This is a genomic window from Oenococcus alcoholitolerans, from assembly GCF_051852995.1.
Classification (GTDB): domain Bacteria; phylum Bacillota; class Bacilli; order Lactobacillales; family Lactobacillaceae; genus Oenococcus; species Oenococcus alcoholitolerans.
This window is the reverse complement of sequence record NZ_CP176042.1, coordinates 716,574-732,281: the sequence shown is the minus strand read 5'-3', so window position 1 is coordinate 732,281 and position 15,708 is coordinate 716,574. Positions and strand designations below refer to the sequence as shown.

Below are 15,708 nucleotides of genomic sequence, written 5' to 3'. Positions count from 1 at the left end.
TTTTTTAAGGAGCGGGATGACAGATCTTTGGGAAGATTTTTATTTGACTAAAAGCGATTTAGACGCCACAAAAAAAATAATTGCTGACCAGCACTTTGGCCCGGAATTTTATCGAAAAAAAACAGACGGCTTGATCAAACAAAACGGCAAGATGATTCGTGCTGCATTAACGATCCTTTTTGGCCGATATGCAGTAGAAAATAAAACATTCGTTAATAGTGTCGACATCGAAAGTTCAACCAAAAAAATTCGCCAAGCTGCCGCTGCGATCGAATTATTGCATCTAGCGACCTTAGTCCACGATGATGTTATTGATGCTTCGCCTGAAAGACGCGGTTTGCCAACTTTACAGACTAGTTTTCAAAACAAAGATGCCATATATCTTGGCGACATACTATTTACCAAATATTTTCAAATGTTGGTTAAAATCGCGCCGGATATCAGTTTTATAGATTTTCATTCTCGTTTTATGGAAAAAATCCTCGATGGAGAATTAAAACAAGACAGTTTGAGGTTTGATAGCGATCTGACTTTTGAAAATTATATCGATGTTATCAGCAAAAAAACCGCTGCTTTATTTGCTCTTGCTTCAATAAGCGGTTTTTGGATCGGAACAGCGATCAAAGAATATAAACAGATATCAAAAAATAAGCTGTTTTCTACGATCAATGATTTTGGTAAAAATATCGGTATCGCATTTCAAATAATTGATGATCTGCAAGATCTCGATCCTAAAGTTTATACTGGAAAGCCTAAATTCGAAGATTTTAAAGAAGGCGTTTATACTTTGCCGATCATAATCGCATCCTCGGATAAAGACTTTAAAAAACAAATTATGGATAACGATAAATTTGATCGCAAAAAATTAGAAGAATATTTCAGGTCAAAACCGGAGATATTAAAAAAGACTTTGGATATCGGCTATGATTTTATTCAGCGAGCTCAGATCGATTTGGACAAATTACCAGTCATAAATAACCAAATAAAATCAGAAGTGCAAAAAATAATTGATATTATCAAAGATCAATTAAATTTAATCAACACGACCAGCATCTAAATCATATAAATGAGCAAAACGCGGGTACTTTTGGTACAAATCAGAAGGCCTTCCCTCCATTACCGCTTTCCCTTTATCAAGGAAGATTATTTTATCCATTTTTTCAAGACCAACTAATCTATGTGTTACCCAGATCATCGTTTTATGTTTTTGGGTTTCTAATATCGTGTCTATCAAATGTCTTTCTGTTATTGGGTCCAAACCTGAGGTCGGTTCATCTAATAAAAGTATCGGCGAGTCTTTTAAAAGGATCCGGGCCAAAGCTAGACGCTGTTTTTGGCCGCCGGATAATTGATTTCCCTTTTCACTGACTTGATAATCGATATCATTAGGTAATTTTTTTACAAAATTCCAAAGACCAACATCTTTCAAAAGGTCAATGACTTGCTTTCTGCTGGCTTTTTCGTCTGCTAGCCGCACATTATTCAATATCGAACTATTAAAAATAAAGGGATCCTGGTTAAGATAGCTAAAAGATTTTTTGATTTGATCATCGCTTATTTTTTGGCGGCCATTATAAAGGATCTTGCCCTTTTGGAGCTGCAGTTCCCCGATTATCAACTGTAAAAGTGTTGTCTTGCCTTCCCCGCTCGGACCTAAAACCGCTATCTTTTCTTCGGGTTCTATATCAAGAGAAAAATCTTTTAGTAAAGGATCATCATCAGCGGAGTAACTAAAAGCAGCATTTTTGATATTTATCTCTTTGATAACTTCGTTGCTGCTGATGTCGATAAAGTTATTTTTATTTTTTAAAACAGCCTTGTTATTTTTCTTACTGAAATCATTCAGCTGATCCAAGGAGAAAAGATAAAACGGCAACTCATCAAAAGCAGATACGACCGGTGCAAAACAATCAAAAATAGGAAATAAAGTCAGTACTATCGCAGCTGCATAATTAGCGGCACTATTGGAATAGGTCAAGTTTTTTCCAGCCCAAAATAAAGTGAACAGTACAGCTGCCGCAAAACACACTTGAACCAAAAAAGATTTGTTGAGATTTAAATCATCCTTTTGATGATCTAGGCGGGATATTTCATGATCTTCTTTTCGTGTCAAACCGATAAAATCTTTGATCCTTCCGGATATTTTCCAATCTTCAATACCGAGAACTGCATCAGTCATTATCTGATAGCTTTTACCGGTTAAATCTTTTTTCTTCAAATAGTTGATCCAGACTTTGCTGATCAATAATACCGGAACGAGCAGCAGCGATGCCAAAAGACTTAACAATATTCCCAAGAAAAGTCTCCAGTCAAGTATCAATGAAAGAAACAAAACGAACACATAAACTAAATAAGCTTGTAATACGGGAAAAATGACCCTTAGATAGAAATTTTCCAAGTGATCTATGTCATCGGAAAGAAGCTCTAAAAGATCTCCAGTTTTAAAAATTTGCGCTAAAAACGATCCAGTACCTTCTAATTGAAAATATAATTTATCTCTTAGAGAACTTGCGATCGACAAAACCCAATCGTGGCTTTGCAAACTTTGCAAATACTTAAATACCGGCCGGCCGATACCAAAAGCTCGCGTTAAAACAACTGGTACATAAACAACAAAAAGATTTTCCGGATGACGGGCGGAACGACTTATCAGATAGCCGGATGTAAACATCAAAGCAGAAGCGCAAAAAACAGTTAAGAAAGCCAGCAAAAAAATTAAAAACAGTTTACTTCCCCGTTTTTTTAAAAAGGGTAAAAACCATTGATCATCTTTAATTTTATTTTTTACCTTGTACAAATTTTAAATCTCCCTTTGGCTGAAGCTCTTTGACCATTTGGTAAAGCTTTCCTTTTTTTGAAATCAAATCTGAATAAGAACCGGCTTCGGCAATGCTTTTATTATCCAAAACCAATATTTTGTCCATCTGTTTTAACCAATGAAGCCGGTGTGTTGAGAAGAAAACAAGATGATCCTCCATTACTTTTTGCAAGGTGCCTTTTAATTGATATTCAGTTTCCAGATCCAAGTGAGCCGTTGGTTCGTCTAGAAAAATTATTTTACGTCTTGGTTCTGCGAAAATTCTCGCTAAAGCGATCCGCTGTGCCTGCCCTCCGCTTATCTCGCGTCCTTGGTCGCCGATATTTGTATCAAGACCATCAGGAAGGCTTGAAATAAAATCATTCAAACCGGCTTCTGCTGCTGATCTTTCAATGACAGAACGATCGATATCAGGTGAATAAAAGGCGATATTATCAGCGATCGTAGCGGAAAAAATGTACGGGTCTTGCGGTATGTAGGCAATCTGATCGCGCCAATCATCAGAATTATACAACTCAGCATTTTTGCCGTTGATAAATATTTTTTCACCTTCTTTGCTTAGAGGCAAGAAACCAGCAAGTATTTTTATCAGCGTGCTTTTGCCTGATCCAGAAGGACCGACAAGACCGATTTTCTGGTAGCCATTTGCAGAAAAAGATAAGTCTGAAAAAGTTTTTTCGCTGGCATCGGGGTAGGAAAAATTTAATTTGTCAACGACCAAGGCTGATTTGTCAGACCAGAGATCTAATTTTTGATCAAGCTTGGAAGAAGCCGAAGTTACGTTATTAGAATTTTCTAAAATATCAAATAATTTGGTCAAGGCATTTTTTCCATCCAGGTTGGCATGGTATCCTTCGCCAAATTGTCTTAACGGCAAAAAGTATTCCGGGGATATTATCAATACGGCTAAAGCGGGATATAACGACACCCGCCCATCGATCAAAGCTATTCCCAAAAAAACTGCCTCGATAGCTATCGAAAGAGTCGTAAAAAAATCCAGGGCAAATGATGAAGTAAAAGCGATCGTTAATACTTTCATGGTCCGCTTGCGATAATCATCGCTCACTTTAACGATACTTTTTCCATATTCATGACTGATTCCAAGCATTTTTAGTGTTTTTAGACCTCTGATCGAATCAAGAAAGTGATTGTTGAGTATCTGGAATCCATGATATTGTTCCTCAGATTTGTTTTTTGCAGCGATGCCTAAGATCGCCAAAAAGAAAATCGTCAGCGGAAATACTAATAATAAAATCAAACCGGATGGCCAGTTAAGATAAAAAACGCAGATCAAGATTATCCATGGAGTCACTGATAAGTCAGCAATTTTGATCGGCAATTCGTTAAGATAAAATTTAATTTTATCTATTCCGGTAAAAATCAGATTAACGATACTGCCGCTGCCTTGATGATCGACCAAAAGTGTTCCATTTTTAAAAATAGTTTTTAATAATTCTTCCTTTAAATTACTAGAACTTTTCTGTGCAAAAATATTGGCGCGTTTCTTTTTAATAGTCAAAACAAATTGGCGTACACAAAAAAACAGACCGAAAAAAACGATGGAGTAGATCCACTTCGATCCGTTTTTTAATGACCAGGCCTCTGTTAAGGTACGGGTCAAAAATAAAGTCTGTCCGATCACTAATAGAGCATCAAAAACAGAAAAAGTGATCAAACTAATAAAATAATTTTTAAAACTTTTTATTTTTAATATATTTTTATCGAGCACTAAACAAGCTCCATTTTATTACTTATTTATTTCAGTACCCTTGTTCTTGAGTGTCATTTTGATCATCCACGAAATGCTTGCGCTGCAGGAAATAGCTCCAAGACATATATGCGATAACTATCGGCAGCAAAACGACCAAAACACCTGTCATGATCATTAAAGTTAAATTAGATGCAGAAGAATTAGATACCAGCAGATCATTCGATGGATTTCTAGCGATCAAAAGACGCGGGAACAGTCCGGAAAAAATAAAAGCAATGATCAATACCAGTGTACTGCCGCTTGCCATGAACGCTTTGCCGGCACGATATTTTATCAAGGACAAATGGCCCCAAATAGCAGAAATCACGATCAGCAGAATAAGGATCACGGATAAAGGCAAATTTCTGCTGAAGAAATCGGTTTGGAAAATAGCTAGTATTGCAAACAATACTAAAGCCGGATAGAGCGGCCAATATAATTTTTCTGAAACATTCAAACTGCGATAATGCATGGAACCTTTAGTTTTTAAGCTCAGAAAATTAAGTCCATGAATATAGCAGATATAAACGACGGCTAATCCTCCTACCACAGAAAGCGGATTGATCACGTTGAAAAATGAAAGCCAAAGATTCCCAGTTTTATCTATCGGCAGTGTTTGGATCATTGCTGTTAACATGATCCCCAAAAATAACGGTGCAAAGAAGCAGCCTATAAAATTGGCCCAAAGCCAAAGCGAAGATTCTCTTTTTGTTTGAGCGTTAGCCTGAAATTCAAAAGAAACTCCTCGCAATATCAAAGCTACCAAAGTCAAAAACAATAAGATATAAAAACCGGAAAATAGACTGGCATACCACATCGGAAACGATGCAAACATAGCACCGCCGGCTGTAATGAGCCAAACTTCGTTTCCATCCCAATGCGGAGCAACTGCTGAGAGCATTTCTTTTCTTTGATCATCAGTTTCGGCCAAAAATCGTGTTGCCATGCCGACGCCAAAATCAAATCCTTCGAAAAATATAAAAGCAGCAAAAAGAATAGCTATAACAACGAACCAGAGAATCTGTAAAAAGCTCATGAGTTGAAGGCCTCCTTATTTAAGGGATCGTAATTAGAGCTCTTGCCTGATTGATCTTCTTTTGCTGACGGGTCATCTATGCCCTGCTTTAAAGCTCTTTGCGAATAATAAACCATGAATGCTCCCAAAAAGGCAAACAGAACAAAGTAAATTATATTTGTAAATAACATCGAACCAACAGTTGCAGTTGGCGAAACGGCGTCAGCGATCGTCTGAAAACCATAAACGACCCATGGATAACGTCCTAATTCGGTGATCAGCCATCCGCAACTATTAACGATAAAAGGCAAAGCAGTCATAATACCAAAAGCCCATAAGAGCCATCTGTGTTTAGGCAAAACTTCTCTTTTTTTACGAAGCAGGAACAAACCGACTAAACTGGCGGCTGCAATAAGACTCCCGCCTCCGGCCATGATCCTAAAACTCCAAAAGAGCGTTTTTACCGGTACATAATAATTCATATCGCGACCAAACTTTTTATCATAGCGAGCATGCAATTCCTTGTTTGTTTGATTCATGCCCTTCACGGCACCGGTAAGCCGATGATAAGACAAAAGCGAAAGCATATAAGGTATTTCAACTGAATTGTTTACACGATGGTCCTTGGTATCTATTAGAGCAAAGGCAGTCCAAGAAGCAGGACTTTTTGTATTTTTATAAATCGCCTCTGTTGCGGCAAACTTCATCGGCTGTTCGTGGATCAAATAACGAGTTTGCAAGTCACCTGCTCCGAGCGCCAAAACAGATGATATTAAAGCTACCGAAAGCCCTATTTTCATAGATTTAACATGAAAATCATGATTTTGTTTCAAAAGAAGACCAAAGGCTGCTAGACCCGCGACGACAACAGCAGCAGTTGTAAAAGCACCAAAAATAACGTGAGGAAATTCATACCAGAGCTGCGGATTGCCCAATACAGACCAAAAATTAGTCAAACGAACGTGGCCGGTTTGCCTATTTATCATAAAACCAGTTGGATGCTGCATGAAACTATTGGCAGCCAAGATCCAAAAAGCCGAAAGAGTTGATCCAAACCATGTTATCCACATAAAAGACGCATGAACGATCGGCTTGAATTTGCCCCAAGTGAAAAGCCATACACCCAACAAAGTAGACTCCAAAAAGAAAGCCAGCAGTGCTTCGATGGCTAATGGAGCACCAAAGATGTCCCCCATAAAACGCGAATAATTGGACCAATTCATACCGAACTGAAATTCTTGAATGATTCCGGTAACAACGCCTACAGCAAAGCTAAGCAAGAAAAACTTGCTCCAGAATCTAGTCATTTTTAGATAAATATCTTTTTTTGTTATCGCATAAGTCGTTTCCATAATGGCTACGATCAAAGCAAAACCGATCGATAAGGGAACGTACAAAAAATGGAATAAGGTCGTCATCGCAAACTGAAAACGAGAGAGTGACAACACATTTAACGCTGTAAAGAAATCCATTTTAAATCCTCCTTTCTGAGATCAACGACTAGCTAACATTTCTTTAAAATTAGACAATTCTAATACTGAGCGGTCATTTACTATCTTCTTTAAAGGACCGACTTCTCTTCCCTTTAATTTCCAGTGACCCAAAACGTTTATTTCAGCAACTCCATTTTTAGGTCCTAAAGAGCACACAGTGCCTAAACTCTTGAAAGTAAATTTCTTTGTTTCTTGTCCCTTAATACGTGCATCGATATTTTTAGCAGCAAAATTAGCTTGGGCGATCGAAATTTGACCGGTCGTTGGATATGGGCGTCCTGAAGCACTCATAACTGCTGAAACGTCACCGATGATAAATTCATTGGGATCATCAGAAGAAGAAAGGTCATCTTTGACCATGACGCGATTCCGTCTTTGCGAATACCCGGAATCAGCTATCACATGGCTGCCCTTTACCCCGGTTGTCCAAATGATCGTATTAGCATTGAAAGTCTTGTCTTTGCTCTTAACACTATTTTTAGTAATTTCGATTATTGGTGTAGACACAAAAAATTCAACACCTCGTTTTTCAAGATAATCAACTGCATATTTTGAAAGGTCTTGCGTAAACATCGGCAGTATCTTGTCGACAGCCTCAATGCAATAAATTTTAATTTTGTCAGCAGGCAGGTTATATTTAGAAATAAACTCTGGAAGTCGATAAACGAGTTCGCCCAGATACTCGATTGAAGTAAAACCCGCGCCGCAGACAGCAATGTGCAAGTCGTTTTCGTCGCCGCTTTTAGCATAATCAGCTAAAGTATTTTCCAAATGTTCTTTAGCAGCCAAGGCTGTTTCTATGTCGATCAAAGGCAGACCGTATTCATCAACACCTTTGATGCCAAAACTTTCTGATTCAAAGCCCAAAGAATTAGCTAAATAATCATAATTCAGAACTTTACCGCTTTTTAGATGAACTTCCTTTTTAGGACGATCGATAGAAACGACTTCGTCTTTGATAAAGTTGACCTTTTTGCTAATAACATCAGTGATCTTAAAACTGATATCGCTCGGTTTTTTATTGCCAACAGCAATTTCATGAAGCTGAGTCGATTCATAGTGATAATCATTTTTATTAACTAAAGTTATTTCAGCATCAGTTTTTAATTTAACAAGTTCTTTTACAACTCTGAGTCCGGCATATCCGGCACCCAAAACGACAACTTTTTTCATTTAATAATCTCCAAAATTAATTAAATTAATTAAACAAACCTGGCTAAAAATACCATAAATAATTTTAGTCAACGGTTTTCAATACTTACTATACCGCTTTCCAAAAAATCCTGAAAAAATATATAATAATAAACTTATTTATTCATATTATATATTTTTTGCAACTAAAAATTATATTTTTAAATTAAAACCGTCTCTATTCAAAAATAGAAACGGTAAAAATTATCTTTGATTATATTGCGTTCTTATAAAGATTTTGTTTCGCTTGTTTTTCTTCAACAAAGCGATAAGCTCTTCTAGACAAAGATTTTCCTTAAACATAAAGCGAGCTATTTCAATGCCGACAAAACGAAAGTGCCAAGGCCGGTACAAAACTCCGGTAATATTTTCCTTATCTCTTGGATAACGCAAAATAAAACCATATTTATAACTATTTCCAATCAGCCACTGTTGAGAGGAAAGCCGATCTACTTCTGTTTCGGGTTTTCCTTTTTCTTTTAAAAAGGTAGTATCGATCAAATCAACAGCCAAACCAATCGCGTGTTCGGATACGCCTGGAGTTTCGATTTTATCCGAAATCTTATCCCTTGCTTGCCGCTCGGTAAACCCTTTTTTTAAATAACGATTTACTTCTCTTTGAAAAATTTTCTTCTGGTTTAATAATGATTCATAGCCGTCGGATAAAGTGATTTTAAACATTTGCTGATCAGCTGCAGCTAATAATCTCAATAAATCATCTAAAATCGCTAAATCAAAGGATTGTCTGCCGACTTTAAATTGAGAAAATTTATATTCGGTCTTTAGAGGGTGTTTAGCACTAACTAATTTCAAAAAAGGGTTGTCCAAATATGCCTCAGTTGGAAAAACATATTTTATTTTTGCCATAAATCACCACCCTTTAAATAATTATTTAGTAAAAAATCAGTATTCCATCAAAGCTTTAAAGGGAAGATCTTCAACTTCCATTATCTTTTGATGACCCTTTAAATCAGCTAATTCTATAAAAAATCCTGCTCCAACGACAACACCTTTAAGTTGTCGAACCAAATCCATAGTCGCTGTGATAGTACCGCCTGTCGCAAGCAGATCATCAACGATGAAAACTCGCTGCCCCGGTTTTATCGAGCCGACTGACATCTGCAATTCACTAGTTCCGTATTCTAATCCGTATTTAGCGCTAACAGCTTCTCTAGGCAATTTACCATATTTTCTCGCCGGTACAAAGCCTATACCCATTTGGTAGGCCATGGGCGACCCAACAACGAATCCGCGTGCCTCGGGACCCGCAATTATATCCGGTTCAAGCGATTTGGCAAAATCTACTAATTCGTTGATCGCTTGGCGATAAGCCTGACCATTACCGATCAAGGGATTAATGTCGCGAAACATAACTCCTTTTTGTGGGAAATCAGGTGTTGTAGCAACATAGTCATGTAAATCAATTTTCATTTTCAGCTCGCTTTCGATAAGTTTTCGATTGTGACAATTCGGCATGCTCAGCGTGCTCGTTCACAGAAACGAAACCATTCTCAATTTTAACAAATCCAAGTTCCAAAAAAACTTTCTGATAAAAGTCATTTGGTGAGTAAACAACCTTTTTTGACAAAAGATAGTGGTAAGCATGACCAAAAACCGAACGATTAGGTAATTTTTCTTCCGACCGCAAATCTTTTCCGACCAACTGGAGTTTCTTCCGACCGCGCCATTCATTGACAGATAAAGTACCGACAACAGAAACGTTTTCGCCGACCTGCAGCTTTCTAAATAGATCAGGTCTGTTAAAGAAGATGACCTCGCCAACGAAATTGGATAAAGTTAATTTAAAATGTTTGTTTTCTTTACCCAGAATTTGAACGCTTAAAAGTCTTTGGCCGGATAATTCTATGACCGGTTTAGGATTGTCTTCCCCAAACGGCTCTAATTTTTGTACCTGCAAATAGTCTTCGTAGCTTATCGGGCTGTTATTAGAAGCACAATAATCTATATTAATCATCCTTGCCGGTATCTCAACATCTTTTTCATCGATCAAGCTATGAAAAATATCCAGCTTTTCAGCCGGCAGGCTTAAACCGGCAGCTTGCGGGTGTCCCCCGAATGAAAGATACAGGTCTTTTGCTTTATTAAGTAATTCAAAAATGTTGAAATTGCCGATACTCCGTGCCGAACCTTTGGCAACACCATTTTCGTCGATGGAAAAAACTATCGCTGGCCGGGAAAATTTATCGGCCAATCTTCCAGCGATAATACCGATGACCCCTTGATGCCAATTTCGCCCTTCGCAAATAATAACTTTTTTACTTAATGGGTCGACTTGCTGCTGCGCTTTTTCAAAAATCTTGTCAGAAGTACTCTGCCTTTGCCGATTCGACTTTTCCACTTCAGTCGCGATCTTCGCTAAGACTGCAGTATCCTGGCTGGTCAACAATTCCACAAGAGCCGAGGCATTAGCCATCCTTCCAAGCGAATTGAGTCTAGGTGCCAACGAAAAAGCAAGGTTTTCACTTGTGACTTGAGCAGCATCAATACCAGCTTTTTTTAAGATCATAGAGATGCCTTGATTAAGCCCATTGCCGATCGCCTTTAGACCCGCTTTGACTAGGCTTTTATTCTCACCGGTCAAAGGCATAACGTCGGCGATCTCTCCTGCAGCGACCAAAGGCAAAAATTGAGCGGCAGCCTCTTTGCCTAAAAGATAAACGGCGATCTTATAAGCTAATCCGGCTGCTGACAGACCCTTAAAGGGGTAATCCGGTGATAATTCAGTATGGATTATAACTGATGCCTCCGGCAATTTTTCAGGTATTTGATGATGGTCGGCAATCAAAAAATCTATATGATTATCTTTTAAGTAGGATGCCGCTTGATAACCGGTTATCCCGTTATCAATAGCAAAAATGATTTGACTGCCTTCTTTAACTAACCGCTTGTAAGCTTCTAGATTAGGTCCATAACCGTCTTTAAACCGGTCCGGTATGTAATAATCAACTCTTAAACCTAAAATTTGAAGAGTTTTATATAGGATCGAAGTGCTGGTTACACCATCAGTATCATAGTCGCCATAGATGGTTATTTTTTTGCCTTCTTTTTTTGCCTGATCTAAAATATCCTTTAATTTATCGATATTTTTTAATTTAGCCGGGTCGATTATTTTTGGATCAGAACCGATGGCATCTTCCAATCTATCAGAATCCGAGAAACGCTGTGCCAAGATAGTTGACATAAAATTACCAAAATGATATTTATTACTGATCTTCGAAATTATTTTTGGGTCAGCATCAGCCAGCTTCCATTCGTACTGATTATCAAGCATTAACTTTACCCTTTTCCTGTTCTTTAGCTGGGATGTCAAAAACATCCAGATCATGAGCTATGAATGTATTTGGAAATATTTTTTTTGCTTGTTTCGTTAAAATTTCTGCTTTTTTGCCAAGATAACGTGCTGAAATATGCGTTAAAATCAATTTTTTTGCCCCAGCTTGACTAGCATGCTTTGCAGCTTGTGCAGAAGTTGAGTGGCCATGCTTTTTTGCCATAACTGCGTTGCCGGCATCATAAGTAGATTCGTGAACTAGGATATCTGCTTTTTCAGCAGCCTTGACTATTTCGGGGTTATCTTTTGTATCCATCACGATCGAAATTATACGTCCTTGACGTTCAGGACCGATAAAATCTTTCCCATTTATTTGTCTTCCATCATCTAAAGTGATCGTTTCGCCTGTTTTGAGACGACCAAAAATGGGCCCTGGCTTTAAGCCAAGATCTAACAGCCTTTCGACCTGTAACTGGCCGGCCGTTGATTTCTCTTCGACACGATAGGCGTAGTCTTCGATACCGTGGTTCATTGGATATGCTTTAACGACGAATTGATCATCTTCAAATATCTTTCCAGGGGCCGCAGTGATGAATTTTATATGGTATTGAAGACGCACCTGCGAATATTTTAAAGCGTTGATAACAAAGTTCTTTAAACCGCGAGGTCCAAAAATTTCGATATCAGTCGGACGACCATTATCACTGGTTTCCGACGCTTGAAAATTACGAGAAGTTAAAAAACCGGGCAACCCAAAAATATGGTCACCGTGCATATGAGTTATGAAAATTTTTCTAACTTTGCGCGACCTTGTATTGGATCTTAAAAGTTGATGTTGAGTTGCTTCACCAACATCAAAAAGCCAAACTTCGTTACGTTCGTTCAGCATCCTCAATGCGATAGAGCTAACATTTCTTTGCTTTGAAGGCTGACCAGCCCCTGTACCTAAAAATTCTAATTCCATTTTTTATTTATTCTTATTCTTCATATTCAAAAGTAAATTTGCTGCCTTCGATCGATACTAAATCACCTTCTTTAGCACCCAAGGAATTCAAACGCTGGTCTACTCCCATTTTTCTAAGCTGACGTGCAAATCGGCGCAATGACTCATCAGTAGCGGTATTAGTCATCTCGGCTAATCTGGTTATTCGCTGATCTTTAATGATCCAACTATCTTGATCTAATTTATCAATGACTAACGAATCATCATTCTGATCGTCTTTGAATTTATAGATCCTTTCTTCTGTTTGGCCATCCCCTGATTGCTTTTCATCGCTTTCTTTTGGCAGTTTATCCAACATATCAGCAACTTTATATAGCAGTTGAGAAACTCCTTTTTTAGTTACAGAAGATATTTCAAAAACAGGATCATCAATATGATGCTCAACCAAATCATTTTTAAAAATTTTAAGATTTTCCTGCGAACTGGGCAGATCCATCTTGCTGGCAACGATTATCATCGGCCGTTTTAATAGATCCGGATCATAATCTTTCAATTCACGGTTTATTTGAACGAATGCTTGATAAGGTGTTATCCCCAGCCCTGATTCTTGGCTCATATCAATTATGTGCAGCAAAACACGTGTTCTTTCAACGTGGCGCAAAAATTCAAACCCTAAGCCCACTCCATGAGAAGCTCCTTTGATCAATCCAGGCAGATCGGCGATCGTAAAACTTCTGCTGTCATCCAAACGAACCATCCCCAAATTAGGATCGATCGTTGTAAAATGGTAAGCAGCTATTTTGGGTTTAGCTGCCGTAGTAACAGACAAAAAGGTTGATTTACCGGCTGATGGAAAACCGATCAGACCTACGTCTGCTAAAACGCGAAGTTCCAATTTTATCTTTAATGTTTCTCCGGGTTCGCCATTTTCAGAGATCTCCGGTGCTGGATTTGACGGAGTAGCAAATTTCATATTTCCGCGACCGCCACGGCCGCCGCGAGCCGCTAGAAATCGCTGTCCGTTTTTTGTCAAATCCGCTAATTTCTCGCCAGTATCTTCTTTATAGAGGATCGTTCCGGTAGGGACTTTAATAAACATATCATCAGCGGATGCACCGGTCATCCCCTTGGTCCCGCCTTTTTCACCATGCTTAGCCCGAAAATGACGATTGTATCTAAAGTCCATCAAAGTTCTTAAACCCTCATCGGCAACGAAATAAATACTGCCGCCGCGGCCGCCATCGCCGCCAAAAGGTCCGCCTAAGGGAACAAACTTTTCTCTTCGAAAGGAAATGATACCATCGCCGCCTTTACCGGCTTTTAATTCAATTGTTGCTTGATCTACAAATGCCATTCCTAAACTATTATACAGGTCTATTCTTTTTCTATTCTTTTATTATTGATATTCTTCTTTTCGGCTTTAACGATCGCAGAAACAGAGAGTTTGACTAAAGCTGCCACTTTTTTGTTGATGCCCAAAGCAGAAATATCTTCAAGCGAAGCATCGGCTATTTTCGGCAGCGAACCAAATCTCCGCATTAGCTTGACTCTGGATTTGGGACCGACTCCCGGTATTTCATCTAACCGTGAAGAAAGACCGGTCTTAGTCCTTAATTTACGATGAAAATTTATAACGAATCGATGAACTTCGTCTTGGATCCGCTGAAGCAGATAAAATCCTTGTGAATGCGGGTCTAAAAACAAATGTTTACCTTGAGAATTTAATAGATCGGCTGTTTGATGACGGTCGTTTTTAACCATCGCCGCGACCGGGATCGCTACATTAAGATCTTTTAATGCTTGTTCTGCAGCGTGCAGCTGTATTTCACCGCCGTCCATCAATATCAGATCAGGGTACATCATTTTTTCATCACGCAGCCGGCGATAACGGCGGCTGATCACTTCGTAAGTTGCTTTTGCTTCGTCTTGACCTGTAGGTGTCCTTAATTTATATTTCCGGTATAAATTTTTATTAGGAAGACCGTCTTCGAAAACGACCATCGCCGAGACGTAGTTGCTTCCTTGTGTGCTCGAATGATCAAAGGCTTCGAATCGATGACCGGCCGGTATTTTAAGCACGTCGGTTATTTCCTTCATGGCCCCGGTCGTTTTCTGTTCATTTAATTCAAGCAAACGGAACTTATCTTCTAAAGTTATCCGAGCATTTTTTTCGGCTAATTCCATTAAATCCCTTTTTTCGCCTCTTTTAGGAACTTTAACCGGCGTCAAAAGAGTTTCAGAAAGCAATTTAGTATCGACCCCTTGCGGAACCAAGATCTCTTTTGGTTTTTGAGCATTTTTTTGACCATAAAACTGTTGAATATATGATTCTAATTCTTCATCTGCAGAATCGACCAAGGCAAAAGTTTCTTTTTGCTGCCGCAATAGCCGGCCTTGTCTCAAAAAGAAAACTTCAACAGTCATCCACCCTTTATCCATATAATAATTAAACAAATCTCTGGGCGTATGATCATTTTGCAAAACTCGTTGACTTTCAACGGTTTGATCGATGAACTTCAAACGGTCTCTTAGATCCGCAGCTAATTCATATTCCATTCTGGCTGAAGCACCATACATTTTTTTGCTTATGTCAGAAATCGCTTTTTTCGTGTCGCCGTTCAAAAAACGTTCGATCGCTCTGATATTTCTTTGATATTCTGCTTTTGGTACTTGTCGAAAGCAAGCACCCAAACATTGACCCATTGAATAATATAAGCATGGACGGCCTTGATAACCGTTGCAACGGCGTAATGGGTAGACCATATGAAGAAAATCCAGTGTCGCACTGGCTGCATAAACATTTGGATAAGGTCCAAAATATTCACCATGATCTTTTTTTAGAGTATTGGCCAAAATAAGACGCGGATCTTTTTCATTAGTGATCTCGATATAAGGATAAGAACCGGAAAATTTAAGCCGAATATTAAAATAGGGTTTATAACGTTTTATCAGAGTGTTTTCTAATAAAAAAGCCTCTTTATCAGAATTGGTGACAATAAATTCGAAGTCGTGTATATTAGCAACTAACTCAGCAGTTTTGCCGGTATGCTCCGATTTAAAATATGATCTTACTCTGTTTTTCAGATTCTTTGCCTTACCGACATAAATTATCTTGCCGTTCTTATCTTTCATTTGATAAGAACCAGGTTGGTCAGGTAATAAAGATAATTTTTTTTCAATTAAAGCTGAAGCCACGTTAAAATTAT

General features: G+C 38.3%; 12 protein-coding genes. 1 reads left to right on the top strand and 11 read right to left on the bottom strand.

Annotation, left to right across the window (positions count from 1 at the left end):
* Positions 1–16 precede the first annotated feature (16 nt).
* A complete protein-coding gene (locus tag ACKP2L_RS04225) occupies positions 17–1,057 on the top strand; it encodes a polyprenyl synthetase family protein (protein WP_439426111.1) in 1,041 nt (346 codons plus the stop codon).
* Here ACKP2L_RS04225 and cydC read toward each other — a convergent pair.
* The 11 genes from cydC to uvrC all read right to left on the bottom strand — a co-directional run bounded on the left by cydC (position 1,034) and on the right by uvrC (position 15,697).
* A complete protein-coding gene (gene cydC, locus ACKP2L_RS04220; protein ID WP_439426110.1) occupies positions 1,034–2,797 on the bottom strand; it encodes a thiol reductant ABC exporter subunit CydC in 1,764 nt (587 codons plus the stop codon). The two genes, ACKP2L_RS04225 and cydC, sit on opposite strands and share 24 nt — an antisense overlap.
* Complete coding sequence (gene cydD / locus ACKP2L_RS04215; protein WP_439426109.1) at positions 2,778–4,547, bottom strand: thiol reductant ABC exporter subunit CydD; 1,770 nt, start codon at positions 4,545–4,547, stop codon at positions 2,778–2,780. Before cydD ends, cydC begins: the two co-directional genes overlap by 20 nt.
* Positions 4,548–4,578: 31 nt before the next feature.
* Positions 4,579–5,604 carry a cytochrome d ubiquinol oxidase subunit II gene (cydB, locus tag ACKP2L_RS04210; protein WP_439426108.1) on the bottom strand — a complete coding sequence of 342 codons (1,026 nt, stop codon included), beginning with the start codon at positions 5,602–5,604 and terminating at the stop codon, positions 4,579–4,581.
* Positions 5,601–7,055, bottom strand: coding sequence for a cytochrome ubiquinol oxidase subunit I (locus tag ACKP2L_RS04205; RefSeq protein WP_439426107.1), 1,455 nt, complete (start codon positions 7,053–7,055; stop codon positions 5,601–5,603). The genes cydB and ACKP2L_RS04205 overlap by 4 nt, the downstream gene beginning before the upstream one ends.
* A 21-nt stretch (positions 7,056–7,076) precedes the next feature.
* Complete coding sequence (locus ACKP2L_RS04200; RefSeq protein ID WP_439426106.1) at positions 7,077–8,249, bottom strand: NAD(P)/FAD-dependent oxidoreductase; 1,173 nt, start codon at positions 8,247–8,249, stop codon at positions 7,077–7,079.
* Between the two features lie 222 nt (positions 8,250–8,471).
* Positions 8,472–9,134 (bottom strand): M15 family metallopeptidase, encoded by a 663-nt coding sequence (locus tag ACKP2L_RS04195; RefSeq protein WP_439426105.1) that lies wholly within the window; start codon positions 9,132–9,134, stop codon positions 8,472–8,474.
* 36 nt (positions 9,135–9,170) lie between these two features.
* Positions 9,171–9,698, bottom strand: coding sequence for an adenine phosphoribosyltransferase (locus ACKP2L_RS04190; RefSeq protein ID WP_439426104.1), 528 nt, complete (start codon positions 9,696–9,698; stop codon positions 9,171–9,173).
* Positions 9,688–11,559 (bottom strand): single-stranded-DNA-specific exonuclease RecJ, encoded by a 1,872-nt coding sequence (gene recJ / locus ACKP2L_RS04185; protein WP_439426103.1) that lies wholly within the window; start codon positions 11,557–11,559, stop codon positions 9,688–9,690. Before recJ ends, ACKP2L_RS04190 begins: the two co-directional genes overlap by 11 nt.
* Positions 11,552–12,523 carry a ribonuclease Z gene (gene rnz / locus ACKP2L_RS04180; protein WP_439426102.1) on the bottom strand — a complete coding sequence of 324 codons (972 nt, stop codon included), beginning with the start codon at positions 12,521–12,523 and terminating at the stop codon, positions 11,552–11,554. Before rnz ends, recJ begins: the two co-directional genes overlap by 8 nt.
* A 13-nt stretch (positions 12,524–12,536) precedes the next feature.
* On the bottom strand, positions 12,537–13,856 hold the full coding sequence (obgE, locus tag ACKP2L_RS04175; RefSeq protein WP_439426101.1) for a GTPase ObgE: 1,320 nt from the start codon (positions 13,854–13,856) through the stop codon (positions 12,537–12,539).
* Between the two features lie 20 nt (positions 13,857–13,876).
* Positions 13,877–15,697, bottom strand: a complete 1,821-nt coding sequence (uvrC, locus tag ACKP2L_RS04170; protein WP_439426100.1) for an excinuclease ABC subunit UvrC — start codon at positions 15,695–15,697, stop codon at positions 13,877–13,879.
* Between the last annotated feature and the right edge of the window lie 11 nt (positions 15,698–15,708).

What these genes read in the sequence shown, in the direction of transcription:
- ACKP2L_RS04205 (WP_439426107.1), bottom strand. Translation starts at nt 7,055, where the DNA reads ATGGATTTCTTTACAGCGTTAAATGTGTTGTCACTCTCTCGTTTTCAG.
- rnz (WP_439426102.1), bottom strand. Translation starts at nt 12,523, where the DNA reads ATGGAATTAGAATTTTTAGGTACAGGGGCTGGTCAGCCTTCAAAGCAA.
- ACKP2L_RS04195 (WP_439426105.1), bottom strand. Translation starts at nt 9,134, where the DNA reads ATGGCAAAAATAAAATATGTTTTTCCAACTGAGGCATATTTGGACAAC.
- obgE (WP_439426101.1), bottom strand. Translation starts at nt 13,856, where the DNA reads ATGGCATTTGTAGATCAAGCAACAATTGAATTAAAAGCCGGTAAAGGC.
- recJ (WP_439426103.1), bottom strand. Translation starts at nt 11,559, where the DNA reads ATGCTTGATAATCAGTACGAATGGAAGCTGGCTGATGCTGACCCAAAA.
- cydB (WP_439426108.1), bottom strand. Translation starts at nt 5,604, where the DNA reads ATGAGCTTTTTACAGATTCTCTGGTTCGTTGTTATAGCTATTCTTTTT.
- ACKP2L_RS04190 (WP_439426104.1), bottom strand. Translation starts at nt 9,698, where the DNA reads ATGAAAATTGATTTACATGACTATGTTGCTACAACACCTGATTTCCCA.
- ACKP2L_RS04225 (WP_439426111.1), top strand. Translation starts at nt 17, where the DNA reads ATGACAGATCTTTGGGAAGATTTTTATTTGACTAAAAGCGATTTAGAC.
- ACKP2L_RS04200 (WP_439426106.1), bottom strand. Translation starts at nt 8,249, where the DNA reads ATGAAAAAAGTTGTCGTTTTGGGTGCCGGATATGCCGGACTCAGAGTT.